Raw genomic sequence first — 14495 nt, forward strand, 5'->3', positions numbered from 1 at the left:
TCGGCGTACGGGGCGAGAAGGGAATCATGCCGTGAGCGTCACCGCACCCGCAGGTTTCGAGGCCGCGGGCGTCGCGGTCGGCCTCAAGTCGACCGGCAAGCCGGACGTCGCCGTGGTCGTCAACCGCGGGCCGCTCAAGGTCGGCGCCGCCGTCTTCACGTCGAACCGGGCGAAGGCGAACCCGATCCTGTGGTCGGAGCAGGCGATCACGGACGGCGTCGTCGAGGCGATCGTCCTCAACTCGGGCGGCGCCAACTGCTTCACCGGCGCGTTCGGCTTCCAGACCACGCACCAGACCGCAGAGAAGGCCGCCGAACTGCTCGGCGTGAGCGCCGGCGACGTGCTGATCTGCTCGACCGGGCTCATCGGCACCGGCGACGATGCCTTCCGTGCGAAGGTGCTCGCCGGCACCGAGCAGGGCATCGCCGAGCTGTCGGCCGACGGCGGGGAGGCGGCATCCCTCGCCATCATGACCACCGACTCGCGCCCCAAGCGATCCGTCGTCGCGCGCGACGGGTGGTCGCTCGGCGGAATGGCGAAGGGAGCCGGGATGCTGGCGCCCGGCCTCGCGACGATGCTCGTGGTGATCACGACCGACGCCGTGCTCGACGCGGCCCAGGCCGACGCCGCGCTGCGGTCGGCGACCGGCCGCACGTTCGACCGACTGGACTCCGACGGCTGCATGTCGACGAACGACCAGGTCACGCTCCTCGTGAGCGGCGCCTCGGGCATCGCGCCCGACCCGGACGAGTTCGCCGCGGCGCTGGCCGAGGTGAGCGCCGATCTCGCGAAGCAGCTGCAGGGCGACGCCGAGGGTGCGAGCCACGACATCACGATCGAGGTGCGAGGAGCTGCTTCCGAGGAGGATGCCGTGGAGGTCGGCCGGGCCGTCGCCCGCAACAACCTCTTCAAGGCCGCGATCTTCGGCAACGACCCGAACTGGGGCCGCGTGCTCGCCGCGATCGGCACGACCGCCGCGGCCTTCGACCCGTATGACGTCGACGTGTGGATGAACGGCGTCCGGGTGTGCACGAAGGGCGGCCCTGACGCTCCGCGCGAGGCCGTCGACCTCACACCGCGCGCCACCGATCTGGTCATCGACCTCAACGTCGGCGACCAGACCGCGACGATCCTGACCAACGACCTCACGCACGAATACGTCCACGAGAACAGCGCGTACTCCTCATGACCCAGATCCAGGACACCGATCCCGACGAGGCCAGCGTCAAGGCCGCGACGCTCATCGAGTCGCTGCCGTGGCTGCAGCGCTTCAGCGACCAGATCGTCGTGATCAAGTACGGCGGCAACGCCATGGTGTCCGAGGAGCTGCAGGACGCCTTCGCCGCCGACATCGCGTACCTGCGCTACGTCGGCGTGAAGCCGGTCGTCGTGCACGGCGGTGGCCCGCAGATCTCGTCGATGCTCGACCGCCTCGCGATCCCGAGCGAGTTCAAGGGCGGGTACCGCGTCACCTCGACCGAGGCCATCTCGGTCGTGCGCATGGTGCTCACGGGGCAGATCAACCCGCAGCTCGTCGCGAAGATCAACGCGCACGGCCCGCACGCCGCCGGGCTCAGCGGCGAGGACGCCGGGCTCTTCGGCGGCCGTCGGCGCGGCGTCGTGATCGAGGGCGTGGAGCACGACCTCGGCCGCGTCGGCGACGTCGTCGAGGTGGATCCGCAGCCCGTCCTGGACCAGCTCGCCGCGGGGAGGATCCCCGTGGTCTCGAGCATCGCCCCCGACCTGGACCACCCGGGACACTCGCTGAACGTGAACGCGGATGCCGCGGCATCCGCTCTCGCCGTCGCACTCGGTGCGGCGAAACTCGTCGTCCTCACCGACGTCCCCGGGCTCTACGCCGACTGGCCGAACCGCGACTCCCTCGTGTCGCACCTGACCTCGACCGAGCTGACGGCGATGCTGCCCTCGCTCGAGTCGGGCATGATCCCGAAGATGCGAGCCTGCCTCGAAGCCGTCGAGGGCGGCGTCGAGACCGCGGCGATCATCGACGGACGGGTGCCGCACTCGGTGCTCGTGGAGATCTTCACCAGCAAGGGAATCGGAACAGAGGTGGTCCTCGGATGACGTGGCAGGATGACGCGGGGCGCGACCTCGTTCGGAGCTTCGGCGAGCGGATGGCGCTGTTCGTCCGAGGCGAGGGCTCGTACCTGTGGGATGCCGACGACAAGCGCTACCTCGACTTCCTCGCCGGCATCGCCGTGGACTCGCTCGGCCACGCCCACCCGGCCTTCGTCGAGGCGATCACGCAGCAGGCTGCGACGCTGGCGCACGTGTCGAACTACTTCGCCACGCCGCCCCAGCTCGCGCTCGCCGCGCAGCTGAAGCGGCTGGCCGGCACCGGCGACTCCGGCCGAGTGTACTTCGGCAACTCCGGCGCCGAGGCCAACGAGGCCGCGTTCAAGCTCGCGCGCCTGCACGGCGGCGCCGACCGGCCGCGAATCCTCGCCCTGAAGGATGCCTTCCACGGGCGCACCATGGGCACGCTGGCGCTCACCGGCAAGCCGTACATGCAGGAGCCGTTCCTGCCCATGACGCCGGGCGTCGAGTTCATCGACTCGACGGTCGAGGCGCTCGAGGCCGCGATGGACGACCGCGTCGCGGCGCTCTTCGTCGAGCCCGTCAAGGGCGAGGCCGGCGTGATCGACCTTCCCGACGGCTTCCTCGAAGCCGCACGGGAGATCACCGCGCGCCACGGGGCGCTGCTCATCGTCGACGAGATCCAGACCGGCGCCGGCCGCACGGGAAAGTGGTTCGCGTTCCAGCACGCGGGCATCACCCCCGACGCGATCACCGTCGCGAAGGGCATCGGCGGCGGGTTCCCCATCGGCGCGCTCATCACGTTCGGCGCGGCCAGCGAGCTGTTCTACCCGGGCACGCACGGCTCGACGTTCGGCGGCAATGCGCTGGGCACGGCCGTCGCCGGCGCGGTGCTCGGCGAGATCGAGCGCGCCGGTCTCGTGACCAACGCGGCCGAGCGCGGCGAGCAGCTGCGCGCCGCGATCCTCGGGATCGACTCCGCGCTCATCGGCGGGGTGCGCGGTCGCGGCCTTCTGCTCGGCGTGGCCCTGACCCACCCGGTGGCCAAGGCCGTCGTGGCCGCCGCCCAGGAGCACGGTCTCGTGATCAACGCTCCCAACGACGAGACCATCCGCCTCGTGCCGGCCCTGACGATCGGCGACGTCGAGCTCGACGAGTTCGTCGAGCTGTTCACGGCATCGGTGCGCACCGTCGAGGACGCCCTGCTGCTCGAAACCCCTACGGAGGTGCCAGCGTGACCCGTCACCTGCTGCGCGACGACGATCTGACCCAGGCCGAGCAGGACGAGATCCTCGATCTCGCGCTCGCCCTGAAGAAGGATCGCTGGAAGCTCAAGACGCTCGAGGGGCCGCAGACCGTCGCGGTCATCTTCGACAAGTCGTCCACGCGCACGCGCGTGTCTTTCGCGGTCGGCATCGCCGACCTGGGCGGCTCGCCGCTCATCATCTCGACCGCCAACAGCCAGCTCGGCGGCAAGGAGACGCCCGCCGACACCGCGCGCGTGCTCGAGCGGCAGGTCGCCGCGATCGTGTGGCGCACGTACGCGCAGGCAGGGCTCGAGCAGATGGCGGAGGGCACGCGAGTGCCCGTCATCAACGCCCTGAGCGATGACTTCCACCCGTGCCAGCTGCTCGCCGACCTCCTGACGATCAAGGAGCACAAGGGCGAGCTGAAGGGCCTCACGCTCGCGTTCTTCGGCGACGGCATGTCGAACATGGCCCACTCCTACGTGCTCGCCGGGGTCACCGCGGGCATGCACGTGCGGGTCGCCTCGCCCGAGACCTACGCGCCGCGCGACGACGTGATCGCCGACGCCGATCGCCGTGCCGCCGAGACCGGAGGTTCAGTCACGCTCTACACCGACGCGAACGAGGCGGCGGCGGGCGCCGATGTGGTCGTGACCGACACCTGGGTGTCGATGGGCAAGGAGGAGGAGAAGCTCGCGCGCCTGCGCGACCTCGGCGCCTACAAGGTGACACAGGACCTCATGGCCCTGGCCAAGGACGACGCGATCTTCATCCACTGCCTGCCCGCCGACCGCGGGTACGAGGTCGACGCCGAGGTGATCGACGGACCCCAGAGCGTCGTGTGGGATGAGGCCGAGAACCGGCTCCACGCGCAGAAGGCTCTGCTGGTCTGGCTGCTGCGCCAGGACTGACCGGTACCCGAGAACCTCCCGGTCGTTGAGCGAGCGCAGCGAGTCGAAACGCCCCTCCGCCCTGCGGACGGGCTGGCTCGCGTCGCGCTGGGACCGGCTCAACGGCCGGCAGCGCGTCGCCGGGGTCGATCTCGCACGCGGCCTGGCGGTGCTCGGCATGTTCGCCGCGCACCTGCTGTGGATCGACGACCGGTTCGAGTGGGCGGATGCCTCCACCTGGGTCGCGGTGGTCGACGGACGCTCCTCGATCCTGTTCGCAACGCTCGCCGGTGTGTCGATCGGCCTCGCGACGGGCGGGCGCACGCCGCCGGTCGGCGAGCAGCTGAAGACCGCACGTCGGCGGCTCATGGTCCGCGCGGTGCTCATCTGGGTGATCGGCATCCTGCTCGTCCTCACCGGCGTGCCGGTGTACGTGATCCTGCCTGCGTACGCGCTGCTGTTCTTCCTCGCCGTCCCGCTGCTGCCGCTGACCGCGCGGGTACTCCTGCCGCTGGCGGCCGTCCTCGCCATAACCATGCCGATCGTGCAGGTCGCGCTCGACGACCTCCCGCTGTGGCAGACGATGTCGGGGGCCGCGCTCTCGCTCGCGATCGGCTGGCACTACCCGTTCACGACCTGGATCGCATTCCTCCTCGCCGGACTGGGCGTCGCCCGTGCCGGCATCCTGCGCACCTCCGTCCAGCTGTGGATGCTGGGAGCCGGAGCCGCCCTCGCGATCGTCGGCTACGGAGCGGATGCCGCCACCGGCGCGGATTCCGGCGCCGAGCGGTCTTCCTTCGCCGGTGCGCTGTGGACGGCCCGCCCGCACTCGACGGGGCTGCTGGAGGTGATCGGGTCGGGCGGATTCGCGCTCGCCGTGATCGCCGCGTGCCTGCTGCTGTGCCGCACGGTCCTGATGTGGGCGGTGCTGCCGCTTCGCGCAGTCGGCGCCATGCCCCTCACCGCCTACGTCGGTCAGCTCGTGGTGTGGTGGCTCATCGCCTCGGCCGTGCTCGACGCGCCGGGCGACCTCGCCGGCTTCCGAAACCTCGAGCCGTTCTGGCCGCTCGCACTCTGGACCGTTGTCCTCTGCACCGCCTGGGCGCTGCTGATCGGACGCGGTCCGCTGGAGTGGGCTGTCGACCGGTCGGCCAAGCTCGTTGCGGACCCGCCGCAGGTTCGCGCCTCGTCCCGTCGGTAGGCTGGAGCGGTGAGCGATACCAAGGGCGACGGGACCAACGAGGGCGCACTGTGGGGCGCGCGATTCGCGACGGGGCCGTCGCCCGAACTGGCTGAGCTGAGTCGATCGACCCACTTCGACTGGGACCTCGCGCTCTACGACATCGCCGGCTCGCACGCCCACGCCAAAGCGCTCGCCGCAGCCGGCTACCTGACCGCCGACGAGGAGCGCGCCATGCACGACGGGCTCGACGCGCTCGCCCGCGCGGTGACCGACGGCACGCTGCGTCCCGCCGACAGCGACGAGGATGTCCACGGCGCGCTCGAACAGGCGCTGATCCGCGAGGTCGGTGCAGAGCTCGGCGGCAAACTCCGCGCCGGGCGAAGCCGCAACGACCAGATCGCGACGCTCGTGCGCATGTACCTGCTCGATCATTCGCGGACGATCGCGCGCGACATCCTTCGACTGGTCGACGCCCTGGTGTCGCAGGCGGAGGCGCATCCGGGTGCCGTCATGCCGGGTCGCACGCATCTCCAGCACGCGCAGCCCGTCCTTCTCGCCCACCACCTGCAGGCCCACGCGTGGCCGCTCGTCCGCGACCTGGAGCGCCTGGGGGACTGGTCCGTCCGCGCGTCGGTCTCGCCGTACGGCGGCGGAGCGCTCGCCGGCTCGACGCTCGGCCTCGACCCGCAGCTGGTCGCCCGCGAGCTCGGTCTCGCGCGTCCGGCGGAGAACTCGCTCGACGGCACCGCCGCGCGCGACGTGGTCGCCGAGTTCGCCTTCATCACAGCGATGATCGGCATCGACGTGTCGCGGCTCGCGGAGGAGATCATTCTCTGGAACACGCGCGAGTTCCGCTTCGTCACGCTCGACGACGGCTACTCGACGGGTTCGAGCATCATGCCGCAGAAGAAGAATCCCGACATCGCCGAGCTCGCCCGCGGCAAGTCAGGTCGCCTGATCGGCAACCTGACCGGTCTGCTCGCCACCCTCAAGGCCCTCCCGCTCGCGTACAACCGCGATCTCCAGGAGGACAAGGAGCCGGTGTTCGACTCCGTCCGCACCCTCGAGACGCTGCTGCCGGCCTTCGCCGGCATGATCGCGACGCTCCGGTTCCACACCGACCGCATGGCCGAGCTCGCCCCGCAGGGCTTCTCGCTCGCCACCGATGTGGCGGAGTGGCTCGTGAAGCGCGGCGTGCCGTTCCGCGACGCCCACGAGCTCTCCGGTCACCTGGTGCGCGTCTGCGAGGAGCACGGGATCGAGCTGCACGAGGTGACCGATGCTCAGCTGGCCGAGGTGTCGCCGCTGCTCACCCCGGAGGTCCGCGAGGTGCTCACCGTCGAGGGGTCGGTCGCCAGCCGCACCGGCGCGGGAGGGACGGCGCCCGTGCGGGTCGCCGAGCAGCGTGTGGAGCTCGTCGAGCGCATCCAGTCCGCGGCCCACGCCCTCGGCATCTGAGGGCGACGGCCCCGCGCAGGGCCTCCCGACCGGGATCAGGCGATGGCGAGGCGCACGAGGCCGCCCACGACGCATGCCCACAGCAGGCTCGCGAGGGTGCCGATGATGAACCGCTCCCGAGCCTCGGCGGCGGCGAGTTCGGAGAAGCGCCCGATGCCCTTCACGGCCACGACCACGGCGATCGCCTCGGGGAAGCCGACGACGATGGCGAGCGCGACGCCGAGCCGCTCGAGATAGCCGATCGTCGTTCCCCCGCGGAGCACCTCGCGGGCCGGAGCGTCTTCGGCGACGATGCCCGGCACGGCGGCGGGCCGCAGCATGATCCCGCCGTTGATGCCCTCGGGCACGCGCCCGTGCGTCGCGACCTCCAGCACGCGCCGCGTCACGGGGCTGCCGCCGGCGGCTGCGAGCGCGGTGCCGAGCAGCGCGATGACGACGGCGATCATCGGCGGGACATCCACCGGCGTGACGGCGACGATCAGCAGCGAGAGCACGACCAGGCCGCCGGCGATCAAGAGCGGGATCTCGCGCGGCCGGCGGGTGCTGAGCACGACGAGGATGAGCGCGGCACTGAGCGTGATGAAGAGGAAGAGCGACAGCGTCAGGGGGAGGAGCGCATCGTGGGGGACGACCATGCCGCTCAGTCTGACACGCGGGTCGGACGCGCCCCTGGCGATATCCGCGCCGTCAGCGTACCGTGTCGGCAGGGGAGAACGGCGAGGGGATGAGCCGTGCTGTGCGTCGTGGGGACGCTGAGCAGCACGTGTTCGCGCCGTTCTGAGGGTCTGCCGCCATGCGGTGGGCCGCAGGGGACTGGGGGAAGACGTGTCACGCATTCTGGGGACGCGCTCGAGCGCGCTCGTGGCGGCAGCGGTCGGCTGGGCTGTGGTGGTGGCGGGAGGGTGGGTCGTGCTCGCGACGTCGGCCTCGGCATCCGAGGCCGCACAGGTCGCACCGCGCACGGCGCCGGTCTCGGCGGAGTCGCCGCCGCTGTTGCTGCCGGACGGCGCGCATCTGCTGCCCTACGCCGAGGACCGATGGGATGCCGCATCCCTCGAGGTCGTGCGCAGCGAGCCGCCGTCGGTCGACGTCGTCGCGACTCGGGCCGACGAGGGCGGCATCGCCCGGGTCCGCGCGATCGTCTCGGATCCGGACGACGTGCGCGCCGCGCAGATCGACTGGGGTGACGGCACTCCGGCTCAGCACGTCACCGTTGCTGAACTGGCCGCCGGTGTCGATCACGGCTACGGCGACGACGGCTCGTTCCCGGTCACGGTGACGGTGACCGACGCCGAAGGCCGGGTGGGCGCGCACGCCGTTCTGCTCGAGATCGTGGGACTCGCTCCCGCCGTGACGCTCGACGTGAGCGGGACGGTCGCCTTCCCGGGCGGGGAGTACGTCGTGTCGGCCCCCGGCGTCGCCGTCACCGTGACGGCCGAAGCCATCGATCCCGGGAGCGACGATCTGTCGTTCGCCTGGTCGAACGGGCGGAGCACCACGTTCCACGCCGCCGAAGGGGCCGCTGACCCGTCGCTGAGTCCCCTCGGCACGTTTCCCGTCGAGGCGGAGGACACTGCCGACCACACGTTCGCTGCACCGGGAGTCGAGACGGTGCGTGTGGCGGTGACAGACGATGACGGAAGGATCACGGATGCCTCGACCGCGGTCGTCGTGACCGGATCGGCGCCGACGGCGAGGCCCACCACGTGGTGGATCCGCGAGTACGCCGGGCTGGATCCGTCGGTTCGGGTGCCGGCGGTGAGCGCCGCCTATCTCGACATCGTCCAGGCGGTGTCGACGGTGTTCTCTGAGCTCGAGCCGGTGACCACTCCGGCTGAGGTGGTGGACGTCCTTGCCGCACGCGACGGCGACGCGCGTGCGCAGGCACGCGCCGGGCTGCTGCACGCCTGGCTCGTGTTCGCCGCCGGGGCGGTGTCGCCGGCGGCCACCGTGACCCTCTCGTCCGGCGGCGAGACGTCGTTCCTGGGTCTGATGGCCGACGCGGAGACGGTGGTCTCCTCAGCCGGGTCCACCGACGCGGAGCTCGCAGCAGTGCTCGATGATCTCAGGCGGGTGAGCGGCTGACCTCGTCGTCGAGCCGTGCCAGGAGTCGCTGGAGCGCGGGGACGGCGGCTTCCTCGGTCCTGAGGCCGGCATTGCGCGCACGAAGGCTGACGGCGCCCTCGGTGATGCCGAGCCGTCCCGCCGCGTCGCGCTGGGTCAGCCCTTCGGCGAGCAGATCGTGGATCTCCCAGCCCTCGTCGGTGCGGCGGTCGCGCAGCTCGATGAGGAGTCGGAGCAGCGCCTCCGCGTCCGCTCCCTCGTCGCCGGCGGTGAGCGCCATGCGCGTCGAGGTGCGCTTCGCGCGCTCGACCGCGTCGCGCGCGCGAACGAAGGCCGGACCGCGCGCGGCCCGGACGTTCGCGGGGAGGGGCTCCTCCACGCGGCCGACGCCGATCCCCACACTCCACGTCCCGAGCCGCGTCAGCTGCAGGACGATCTCCAGGGCGCCGGATGCGTCGCCGATCGCGGTCTGGATCTCGTCGCCGGCGGTCCGCTCGGGGGCGAGTGCGAGGCTCGGCCCTGCGGCGGCGTTGATGGCGTGCAGCCCGGCAGGGACGAGATCGGCGGTCCGCTGGCTGTCGCGCTGGTCGGCGGTCACCACGAACATCGGCGCTCCTTTTGTCTCAGACCTCAAGTTGGCTCAGTTTAGCCCCTGAGCTTGAAGAATGTAAGCCCAGAGGCTTAACGACACGAGGTTCAGCTTGTACCCTCGCCGCGATCGGGCTCTACGAGGTCGCCGCGGCCTGACGGGCGACCAGTTCGCCGCGGTACCACGACAGCTTCGCGGCGAGCTTCGCCTGCTGCTCGAGCAGGGCGTCGAGCTCTCGCTCCACCGCGGCGGCGTGCTCCTCGAGGAGCGCGACGCGGTCGGGCAGGGTCGTCTCGTCACGGCAGAGTTCGCCGTAGCGGCGGAGCTTCTCGATCGGCATTCCGGTCTCGCGCAGGCATCTCAGGAAACCGAGAGTGCCGAGATCGGCGTCGGTGAATGCCCGGTGGCCGCCGGCCGTGCGTGCGACGGGCGGAAGGATGCCCTCCCGTTCGTAGTAGCGGAGCGTGTCGAGCGAGAAGCCCGACAGCTCCGCTGCCTGGGCCGGAGTGTAGGTCGTCATGGATCCGAGGATAGGGCTTGACCTGGAGCGGACTCCAGGTTGCACGCTGGATCCATGACCGCTTCGACATCCCCCACCTCAGCCCTCGTCCTCGGTGCCATGATGTTCGGCACCGCCGTGGATGAGGAGACCTCCTTCGGCCTGCTCGACCGCTTCGTCGAGCGGGGCGGCGTCTGGATCGACACCGCCGACTGCTACAGCTTCTGGGCGTCGGACGATGGGAAGGGCGGCGCGAGCGAGCGCGTGCTCGGCCGGTGGTTCGCCGCTCGTCCCGGAGTGCGCGAGCGCGTCAAGATCGCGACCAAGCTCGGCGCCGAGCCGCTGTGGGCGGATGCCTTCCCCCGACGTCGCGAGGGACTCTCGCAGCGCGCCGTGCGCGAGGCGTTCGCGGGCAGCCTCGACCGGCTCGGGCTGGAGTCGGTCGATCTGCTCTGGCTGCACATGGAGGACCGGACCACGCCGATCGAGGAGACCGTCGAGGCGCTCGCCGAGCTGACCGGGGCCGGCCGCGTCGCGCGGGTCGGAGCATCCAATCACCCCGCCTGGCGGGTCGAGCGAGCTCGTTCCCATGCGCGCCACCTGGGTGCCATGCCCATCGATGCGCTGCAGCACAACAGCACGTACCTGCGTCCGAGGCCCGGCACGAATCCGACCAATCACGCGTTCGGAGTGCTGAGCGATGAGCAGCGCGACTTCGCCGACACGCACGGGCTCGAGGTGTGGGCCTACACGCCGCTGCTCTCGGGGGCCTACGACAACCCGGCCAAGCCGATCCCCGACATCTACGACCACCCGGGCACGCGCGCGCGGCTCGAGGTTCTCGACGCCGTCGCGGCCGAGCTCGGCGCCTCTCGCGGGCAGACGGTGCTGGCCTGGCACGTCGCTCGCGGCATCCGTCCCATGCTCGGGGGCAGCAAGCCCGAACAGCTCGACGCGGCGATGGACGCCGTGCGGCTCGCCCTCTCGCCGGAGCAGCTCGCGCGCCTCGACGAGCCTGCCTGAGCGCGCAGGGCGGCGGCATCCCGCTGATAGCCTGGCACGCGTGTCGAACAGCTCTGTGAGCACGACCGCCCCCGCCAACGACCCGTCGTTCGAGAACGTCTGGGACGAACTGGTGTGGCGCGGGCTCGTGCATGTGTCCACCGATCAGGAGGCGCTGCGCGCCCTTCTCGCGGGCGACCCGATCACGTATTACTGCGGCTTCGACCCGACCGCGCCGAGTCTGCATCTCGGCAACCTCGTGCAGCTGCTGACGATGCGCCGTCTGCAGCTCGCCGGCCACAAGCCGCTCGGCCTGGTGGGCGGATCGACGGGGCTCATCGGCGACCCGCGGCCGACCGCGGAGCGCACGCTCAACGAGCGCGAGACCGTCGAGGAGTGGGTGGGCTACCTGCGGGCGCAGGTCGAGCGCTTCCTGAGCTTCGACGGCGAGAACGCGGCGCGGATCGTGAACAACCTCGACTGGACCGCGCCGCTCTCGGCGCTGGACTTCCTGCGCGAGATCGGCAAGCACTACCGCGTCGGCACGATGATCAAGAAGGACGCGGTCGCCGCGCGCCTCAATTCCGAGGCCGGCATCAGCTACACCGAGTTCAGCTACCAGATCCTGCAGGGCATGGACTACCTCGAGCTGTACCGCCAGTACGGCTGCGTGCTGCAGACCGGCGGCAGCGACCAGTGGGGCAACCTGACGAGCGGAACGGATCTCATCCATCGCGTGGAGGGCGTCTCGGTTCACGCGATCGGCACGCCGCTGATCACCAACAGCGACGGCACCAAGTTCGGCAAGAGCGAGGGCAACGCCATCTGGCTCGACCCCGCGATGTGCAGCCCGTACCGGATGTACCAGTTCTGGCTCAACACCGACGACGCCGACGTCATCTCGCGGCTCAAGATCTTCACGTTCCTCACCCGCGACGAGATCGAGGAGTACGAGCGCCTGGTGGCGGCCGAGCCCTTCCGGCGCGAGGCCCAGCGCCGGCTTGCGCGCGAGGTCACGGCCTTCGTGCACGGAGCGGATGCCACGGCCGCCGTGATCGCGGCATCCGATGCGCTGTTCGGCCAGGGCGATCTGACCGTGCTCGAGGCGGCAACGCTGCGCGAGGCGCTCGAAGAGCTGCCGAACGCCACGGTCGCCTCGGGGACCGGCGTGCTGCAGGCGCTCGTCGACACGGGGCTGGTCAGCAGTCTCTCCGAGGGACGGCGCGCGATCTCCCAGGGCGGTGTCTCGCTCGACGGCGAGAAGGTCGACGAGACCGCGGTGGTGACGGGTGCCCTGCCGGGCGGCGTGTCGGTGCTGCGACGCGGCAAGAAGACGCTCGCCGGCGTGTTCGTGAGCGGCTGAGCGCCCGCGCGGGATGCCGTTCACGCCGAGTCACGCGGTCATCGCGCTGCCGTTCATCCGCACGCCGCTGATCCCGGCGGCGATCGCGATCGGCGCGATGACTCCCGACCTGCCGCTCTTCGTGCGAGGGCTGCCGCTGCACTACGGAGTGACGCACGACCTCGTATGGCTGCCGGCCACGGTCCTTCTGGCGCTTCTGCTCCTGCTGGTGTGGCGATCGGTGCTGCGCCCCGCGGCGCGCGAACTGTCGCCGGACTGGCTCGCCTCGCGTCTGCCCGGGTCATGGGACCGCAGCGCGCTCGATGCCGCGCGGGAGACGTTCCGCGTGACGCCCGCGAGCTCGTCCATCGACGAACGCCGATGGACGGTGGACGCGCGAGCGGTCGTGCTTGTGGTCGTCTCGCTGCTCGTCGGAGTCGTGAGCCACATCCTGTGGGACCTCTTCACCCACGAGGGCCGCTGGGGCGTGGCAGCGTTCCCCGCGCTCGCCGAGCAGTGGGGTCCGCTGGCGGGCTTCAAGTGGTTGCAGCACGGGTCGAGCGTGGTCGGTCTCGCCATCATCGGCGTGTGGGCCTTGGTCTGGCTGTGGAAGCGGGATGCGGCGACCCCGGTCACCCGCGTACTGCCGGGCGGCGCGCGGTGGGCCTGGTGGCTGTCGCTGCCGGTGGTCCTGGTCATCGCCTGGCTGGCGGGTCTCGCGGCCTTCGGGCCCCTCGACGGCGATTTCACGGTGGCCCACCTCGCGTATCGGGTGCTCCCGCCGGCCTGTGCGGCGTGGGGAGCGGCGACCCTGCTGCTGTGCGTCGGCATCCAGCTGGTGCGCGCTCGTCGAGTGGACCCTACGCCCGCTCGACGCCGGTAGCCAGGGCCTCTGCGGATCCGTCCGGTCGTCCTACGGTCGCGGCATGGGCGATGCGCGGAGACCGGGCACGGAGGAGTGGGTTCCCGAGAAGGGCGGCCTCCCGGTGCTTCGCGAGGCGGTGCAGGGATGCCGCGGCTGCGAGCTCTGGGAGCGGGCGACGCAGGCCGTGTTCGGTGACGGCGGTGAGCGGGCCCGCATCATGCTGGTCGGCGAGCAGCCGGGCGACAGGGAGGACCGCACGGGCGAGCCGTTCGTGGGGCCGGCCGGCAGGGTGCTCGACGAAGCGCTGCGCACCGCGGGGATCGAGCGCGATCAGGTCTACGTCACCAACGCGGTGAAGCACTTCCGGTTCGAAGAGCGAGGTAAGCGGCGCATCCACAAGAAGCCCGACGTGGGTCACGTCACCGCCTGCCGGCCGTGGCTCGAGGCCGAGCTGCGCGCCGTCGATGCCGACGTGATCGTCTGCCTCGGCGCCACGGCCGCGCGAGCCGTGCTGGAGCGCCCGGTGAAGATCGGGGAGGAGCGGGGACGCGTGCTCGATCACGACGGCCGACTCGTGGTGGTGACCGTGCATCCGTCGGCGGTGGTGAGGCTGCGTGAGGCGGAGGAGCGCGCGGTGGCGGTGGCCGGACTCGCTGGTGACCTCCGACTCGCGTCCGACGCCGTCCGGCCCGATTGAACCGTCGGATCTGGGATTCTTCCGACACGTCGAAACGCCCTCTCGCGTGCGACACGCCCGGGCTGCGGGCTCGATTCGACCAAGCTCCGGACGCGAGGTAATGTTCTTGTTGTTCGCCCCACAGGGAAGCGGAGAGGCCGAGAGCCTTACCCCCCTCAAGCGGCGGACAACCCCCTCCAGAATCCACTCCTCGAGTGGTGTGATCCTCGGATCATCGGGAGGGATCGTCTTCCTCGGAAGCGCGGTCTGGTCGTCGCGGTTCGGGTCTTCGGATCCGGTCGCGCAGATTTGACCAGCGGGCCGACAGGAGATAAGATTGTGAAGTTGCCCTGCTGTGCTGGCCCTTGTGGGTTGGTGGGTGGGAGCGTCCGATCCTTGAGAACTCAACAGCGTGCACTTGTCAAATGCCAAATAACCTCGTCCCAGCTTCGGTTGGGTGAGATTCCTTTGGATCAAGTCCAACTCCCTTTTTTGGGGGGTTGGCGTATGGAAGTCAGTAATGACATCCGTTTGGTCAGTTCAAACTCGCTGCCGTGGCTCGTTTTCCCGGGTTGTGGTGGCAAACATTTTTTATGGAGAGTTTGATCCTGGCTCAGGATGA

At 70.6% G+C, this 14495-nt stretch carries 14 protein-coding genes; 11 read left to right on the forward strand and 3 right to left on the reverse strand.

What is annotated here, in order from left to right; translation table 11 throughout:
- Positions 1-31: 31 nt before the first annotated feature.
- From argJ to argH, 6 genes are read left to right on the forward strand one after another with little or no spacing between them, the layout of a single operon-like run.
- Positions 32-1189, forward strand: coding sequence for a bifunctional glutamate N-acetyltransferase/amino-acid acetyltransferase ArgJ (argJ, locus tag JX005_RS03635; RefSeq protein WP_214466011.1), 1158 nt, complete (start codon positions 32-34; stop codon positions 1187-1189).
- Positions 1186-2085 (forward strand): acetylglutamate kinase, encoded by a 900-nt coding sequence (gene argB, locus JX005_RS03640; protein ID WP_214466012.1) that lies wholly within the window; start codon positions 1186-1188, stop codon positions 2083-2085. Before argJ ends, argB begins: the two co-directional genes overlap by 4 nt.
- Complete coding sequence (locus JX005_RS03645) at positions 2082-3296, forward strand: acetylornithine transaminase (RefSeq protein ID WP_214466013.1); 1215 nt, start codon at positions 2082-2084, stop codon at positions 3294-3296. Before argB ends, JX005_RS03645 begins: the two co-directional genes overlap by 4 nt.
- Positions 3293-4216: an ornithine carbamoyltransferase gene (gene argF / locus JX005_RS03650; RefSeq protein ID WP_214466014.1), complete on the forward strand. Its 924-nt coding sequence runs from the start codon at positions 3293-3295 to the stop codon at positions 4214-4216. Before JX005_RS03645 ends, argF begins: the two co-directional genes overlap by 4 nt.
- Positions 4217-4241: 25 nt before the next feature.
- A complete protein-coding gene (locus JX005_RS03655) occupies positions 4242-5396 on the forward strand; it encodes a heparan-alpha-glucosaminide N-acetyltransferase domain-containing protein (RefSeq protein WP_246533418.1) in 1155 nt (384 codons plus the stop codon).
- A 9-nt stretch (positions 5397-5405) separates the two neighbouring features.
- Entirely contained in the window at positions 5406-6836 is a 1431-nt protein-coding gene (argH, locus tag JX005_RS03660; RefSeq protein WP_214466016.1) for an argininosuccinate lyase, read from the forward strand.
- Positions 6837-6871: 35 nt separating this feature from the next.
- Here argH and JX005_RS03665 read toward each other — a convergent pair whose 3' ends face one another.
- Positions 6872-7471 carry a hypothetical protein gene (locus JX005_RS03665; protein WP_214466017.1) on the reverse strand — a complete coding sequence of 200 codons (600 nt, stop codon included), beginning with the start codon at positions 7469-7471 and terminating at the stop codon, positions 6872-6874.
- Between the two features lie 190 nt (positions 7472-7661).
- Here JX005_RS03665 and JX005_RS03670 point away from each other — a divergent pair, with 190 nt between their 5' ends.
- Positions 7662-8921: a PKD domain-containing protein gene (locus JX005_RS03670; RefSeq protein WP_214466018.1), complete on the forward strand. Its 1260-nt coding sequence runs from the start codon at positions 7662-7664 to the stop codon at positions 8919-8921.
- On the opposite strand, the gene JX005_RS03675 is transcribed toward JX005_RS03670, so the two are convergent.
- Both JX005_RS03675 and JX005_RS03680 read right to left on the reverse strand, forming a co-directional pair.
- A complete protein-coding gene (locus JX005_RS03675) occupies positions 8902-9507 on the reverse strand; it encodes a DNA-binding protein (protein WP_214466019.1) in 606 nt (201 codons plus the stop codon). The genes JX005_RS03670 and JX005_RS03675 overlap by 20 nt on opposite strands.
- A 118-nt stretch (positions 9508-9625) precedes the next feature.
- Positions 9626-10009 (reverse strand): MerR family transcriptional regulator, encoded by a 384-nt coding sequence (locus JX005_RS03680; protein WP_214466020.1) that lies wholly within the window; start codon positions 10007-10009, stop codon positions 9626-9628.
- 54 nt (positions 10010-10063) lie between these two features.
- Between JX005_RS03680 and JX005_RS03685 the strand changes: the two genes are divergently transcribed.
- From JX005_RS03685 to JX005_RS03700, 4 genes are read left to right on the forward strand one after another with little or no spacing between them, the layout of a single operon-like run.
- Positions 10064-11011, forward strand: a complete 948-nt coding sequence (locus tag JX005_RS03685) for an aldo/keto reductase (RefSeq protein ID WP_214466021.1) — start codon at positions 10064-10066, stop codon at positions 11009-11011.
- 40 nt (positions 11012-11051) lie between these two features.
- Positions 11052-12353 (forward strand): tyrosine--tRNA ligase, encoded by a 1302-nt coding sequence (gene tyrS / locus JX005_RS03690; protein ID WP_307858484.1) that lies wholly within the window; start codon positions 11052-11054, stop codon positions 12351-12353.
- 13 nt (positions 12354-12366) lie between these two features.
- On the forward strand, positions 12367-13215 hold the full coding sequence (locus JX005_RS03695) for a DUF4184 family protein (protein WP_214466022.1): 849 nt from the start codon (positions 12367-12369) through the stop codon (positions 13213-13215).
- A gap of 43 nt (positions 13216-13258) precedes the next feature.
- On the forward strand, positions 13259-13894 hold the full coding sequence (locus JX005_RS03700) for a UdgX family uracil-DNA binding protein (protein WP_214466023.1): 636 nt from the start codon (positions 13259-13261) through the stop codon (positions 13892-13894).
- Positions 13895-14495 lie beyond the last annotated feature (601 nt).

The organism is Microbacterium flavescens (genome assembly GCF_018588945.1).
Lineage (GTDB): Bacteria > Actinomycetota > Actinomycetes > Actinomycetales > Microbacteriaceae > Microbacterium > Microbacterium flavescens.

Bases quoted from the DNA above. Each gene is read 5' to 3' on its own strand.
- argB (WP_214466012.1), top strand. From the start codon at position 1,186: ATGACCCAGATCCAGGACACCGATCCCGACGAGGCCAGCGTCAAGGCC.
- JX005_RS03645 (WP_214466013.1), top strand. From the start codon at position 2,082: ATGACGTGGCAGGATGACGCGGGGCGCGACCTCGTTCGGAGCTTCGGC.
- JX005_RS03665 (WP_214466017.1), bottom strand. From the start codon at position 7,471: ATGGTCGTCCCCCACGATGCGCTCCTCCCCCTGACGCTGTCGCTCTTC.
- JX005_RS03675 (WP_214466019.1), bottom strand. From the start codon at position 9,507: ATGTTCGTGGTGACCGCCGACCAGCGCGACAGCCAGCGGACCGCCGAT.
- JX005_RS03680 (WP_214466020.1), bottom strand. From the start codon at position 10,009: ATGACGACCTACACTCCGGCCCAGGCAGCGGAGCTGTCGGGCTTCTCG.
- JX005_RS03685 (WP_214466021.1), top strand. From the start codon at position 10,064: ATGACCGCTTCGACATCCCCCACCTCAGCCCTCGTCCTCGGTGCCATG.
- JX005_RS03695 (WP_214466022.1), top strand. From the start codon at position 12,367: ATGCCGTTCACGCCGAGTCACGCGGTCATCGCGCTGCCGTTCATCCGC.
- JX005_RS03700 (WP_214466023.1), top strand. From the start codon at position 13,259: ATGGGCGATGCGCGGAGACCGGGCACGGAGGAGTGGGTTCCCGAGAAG.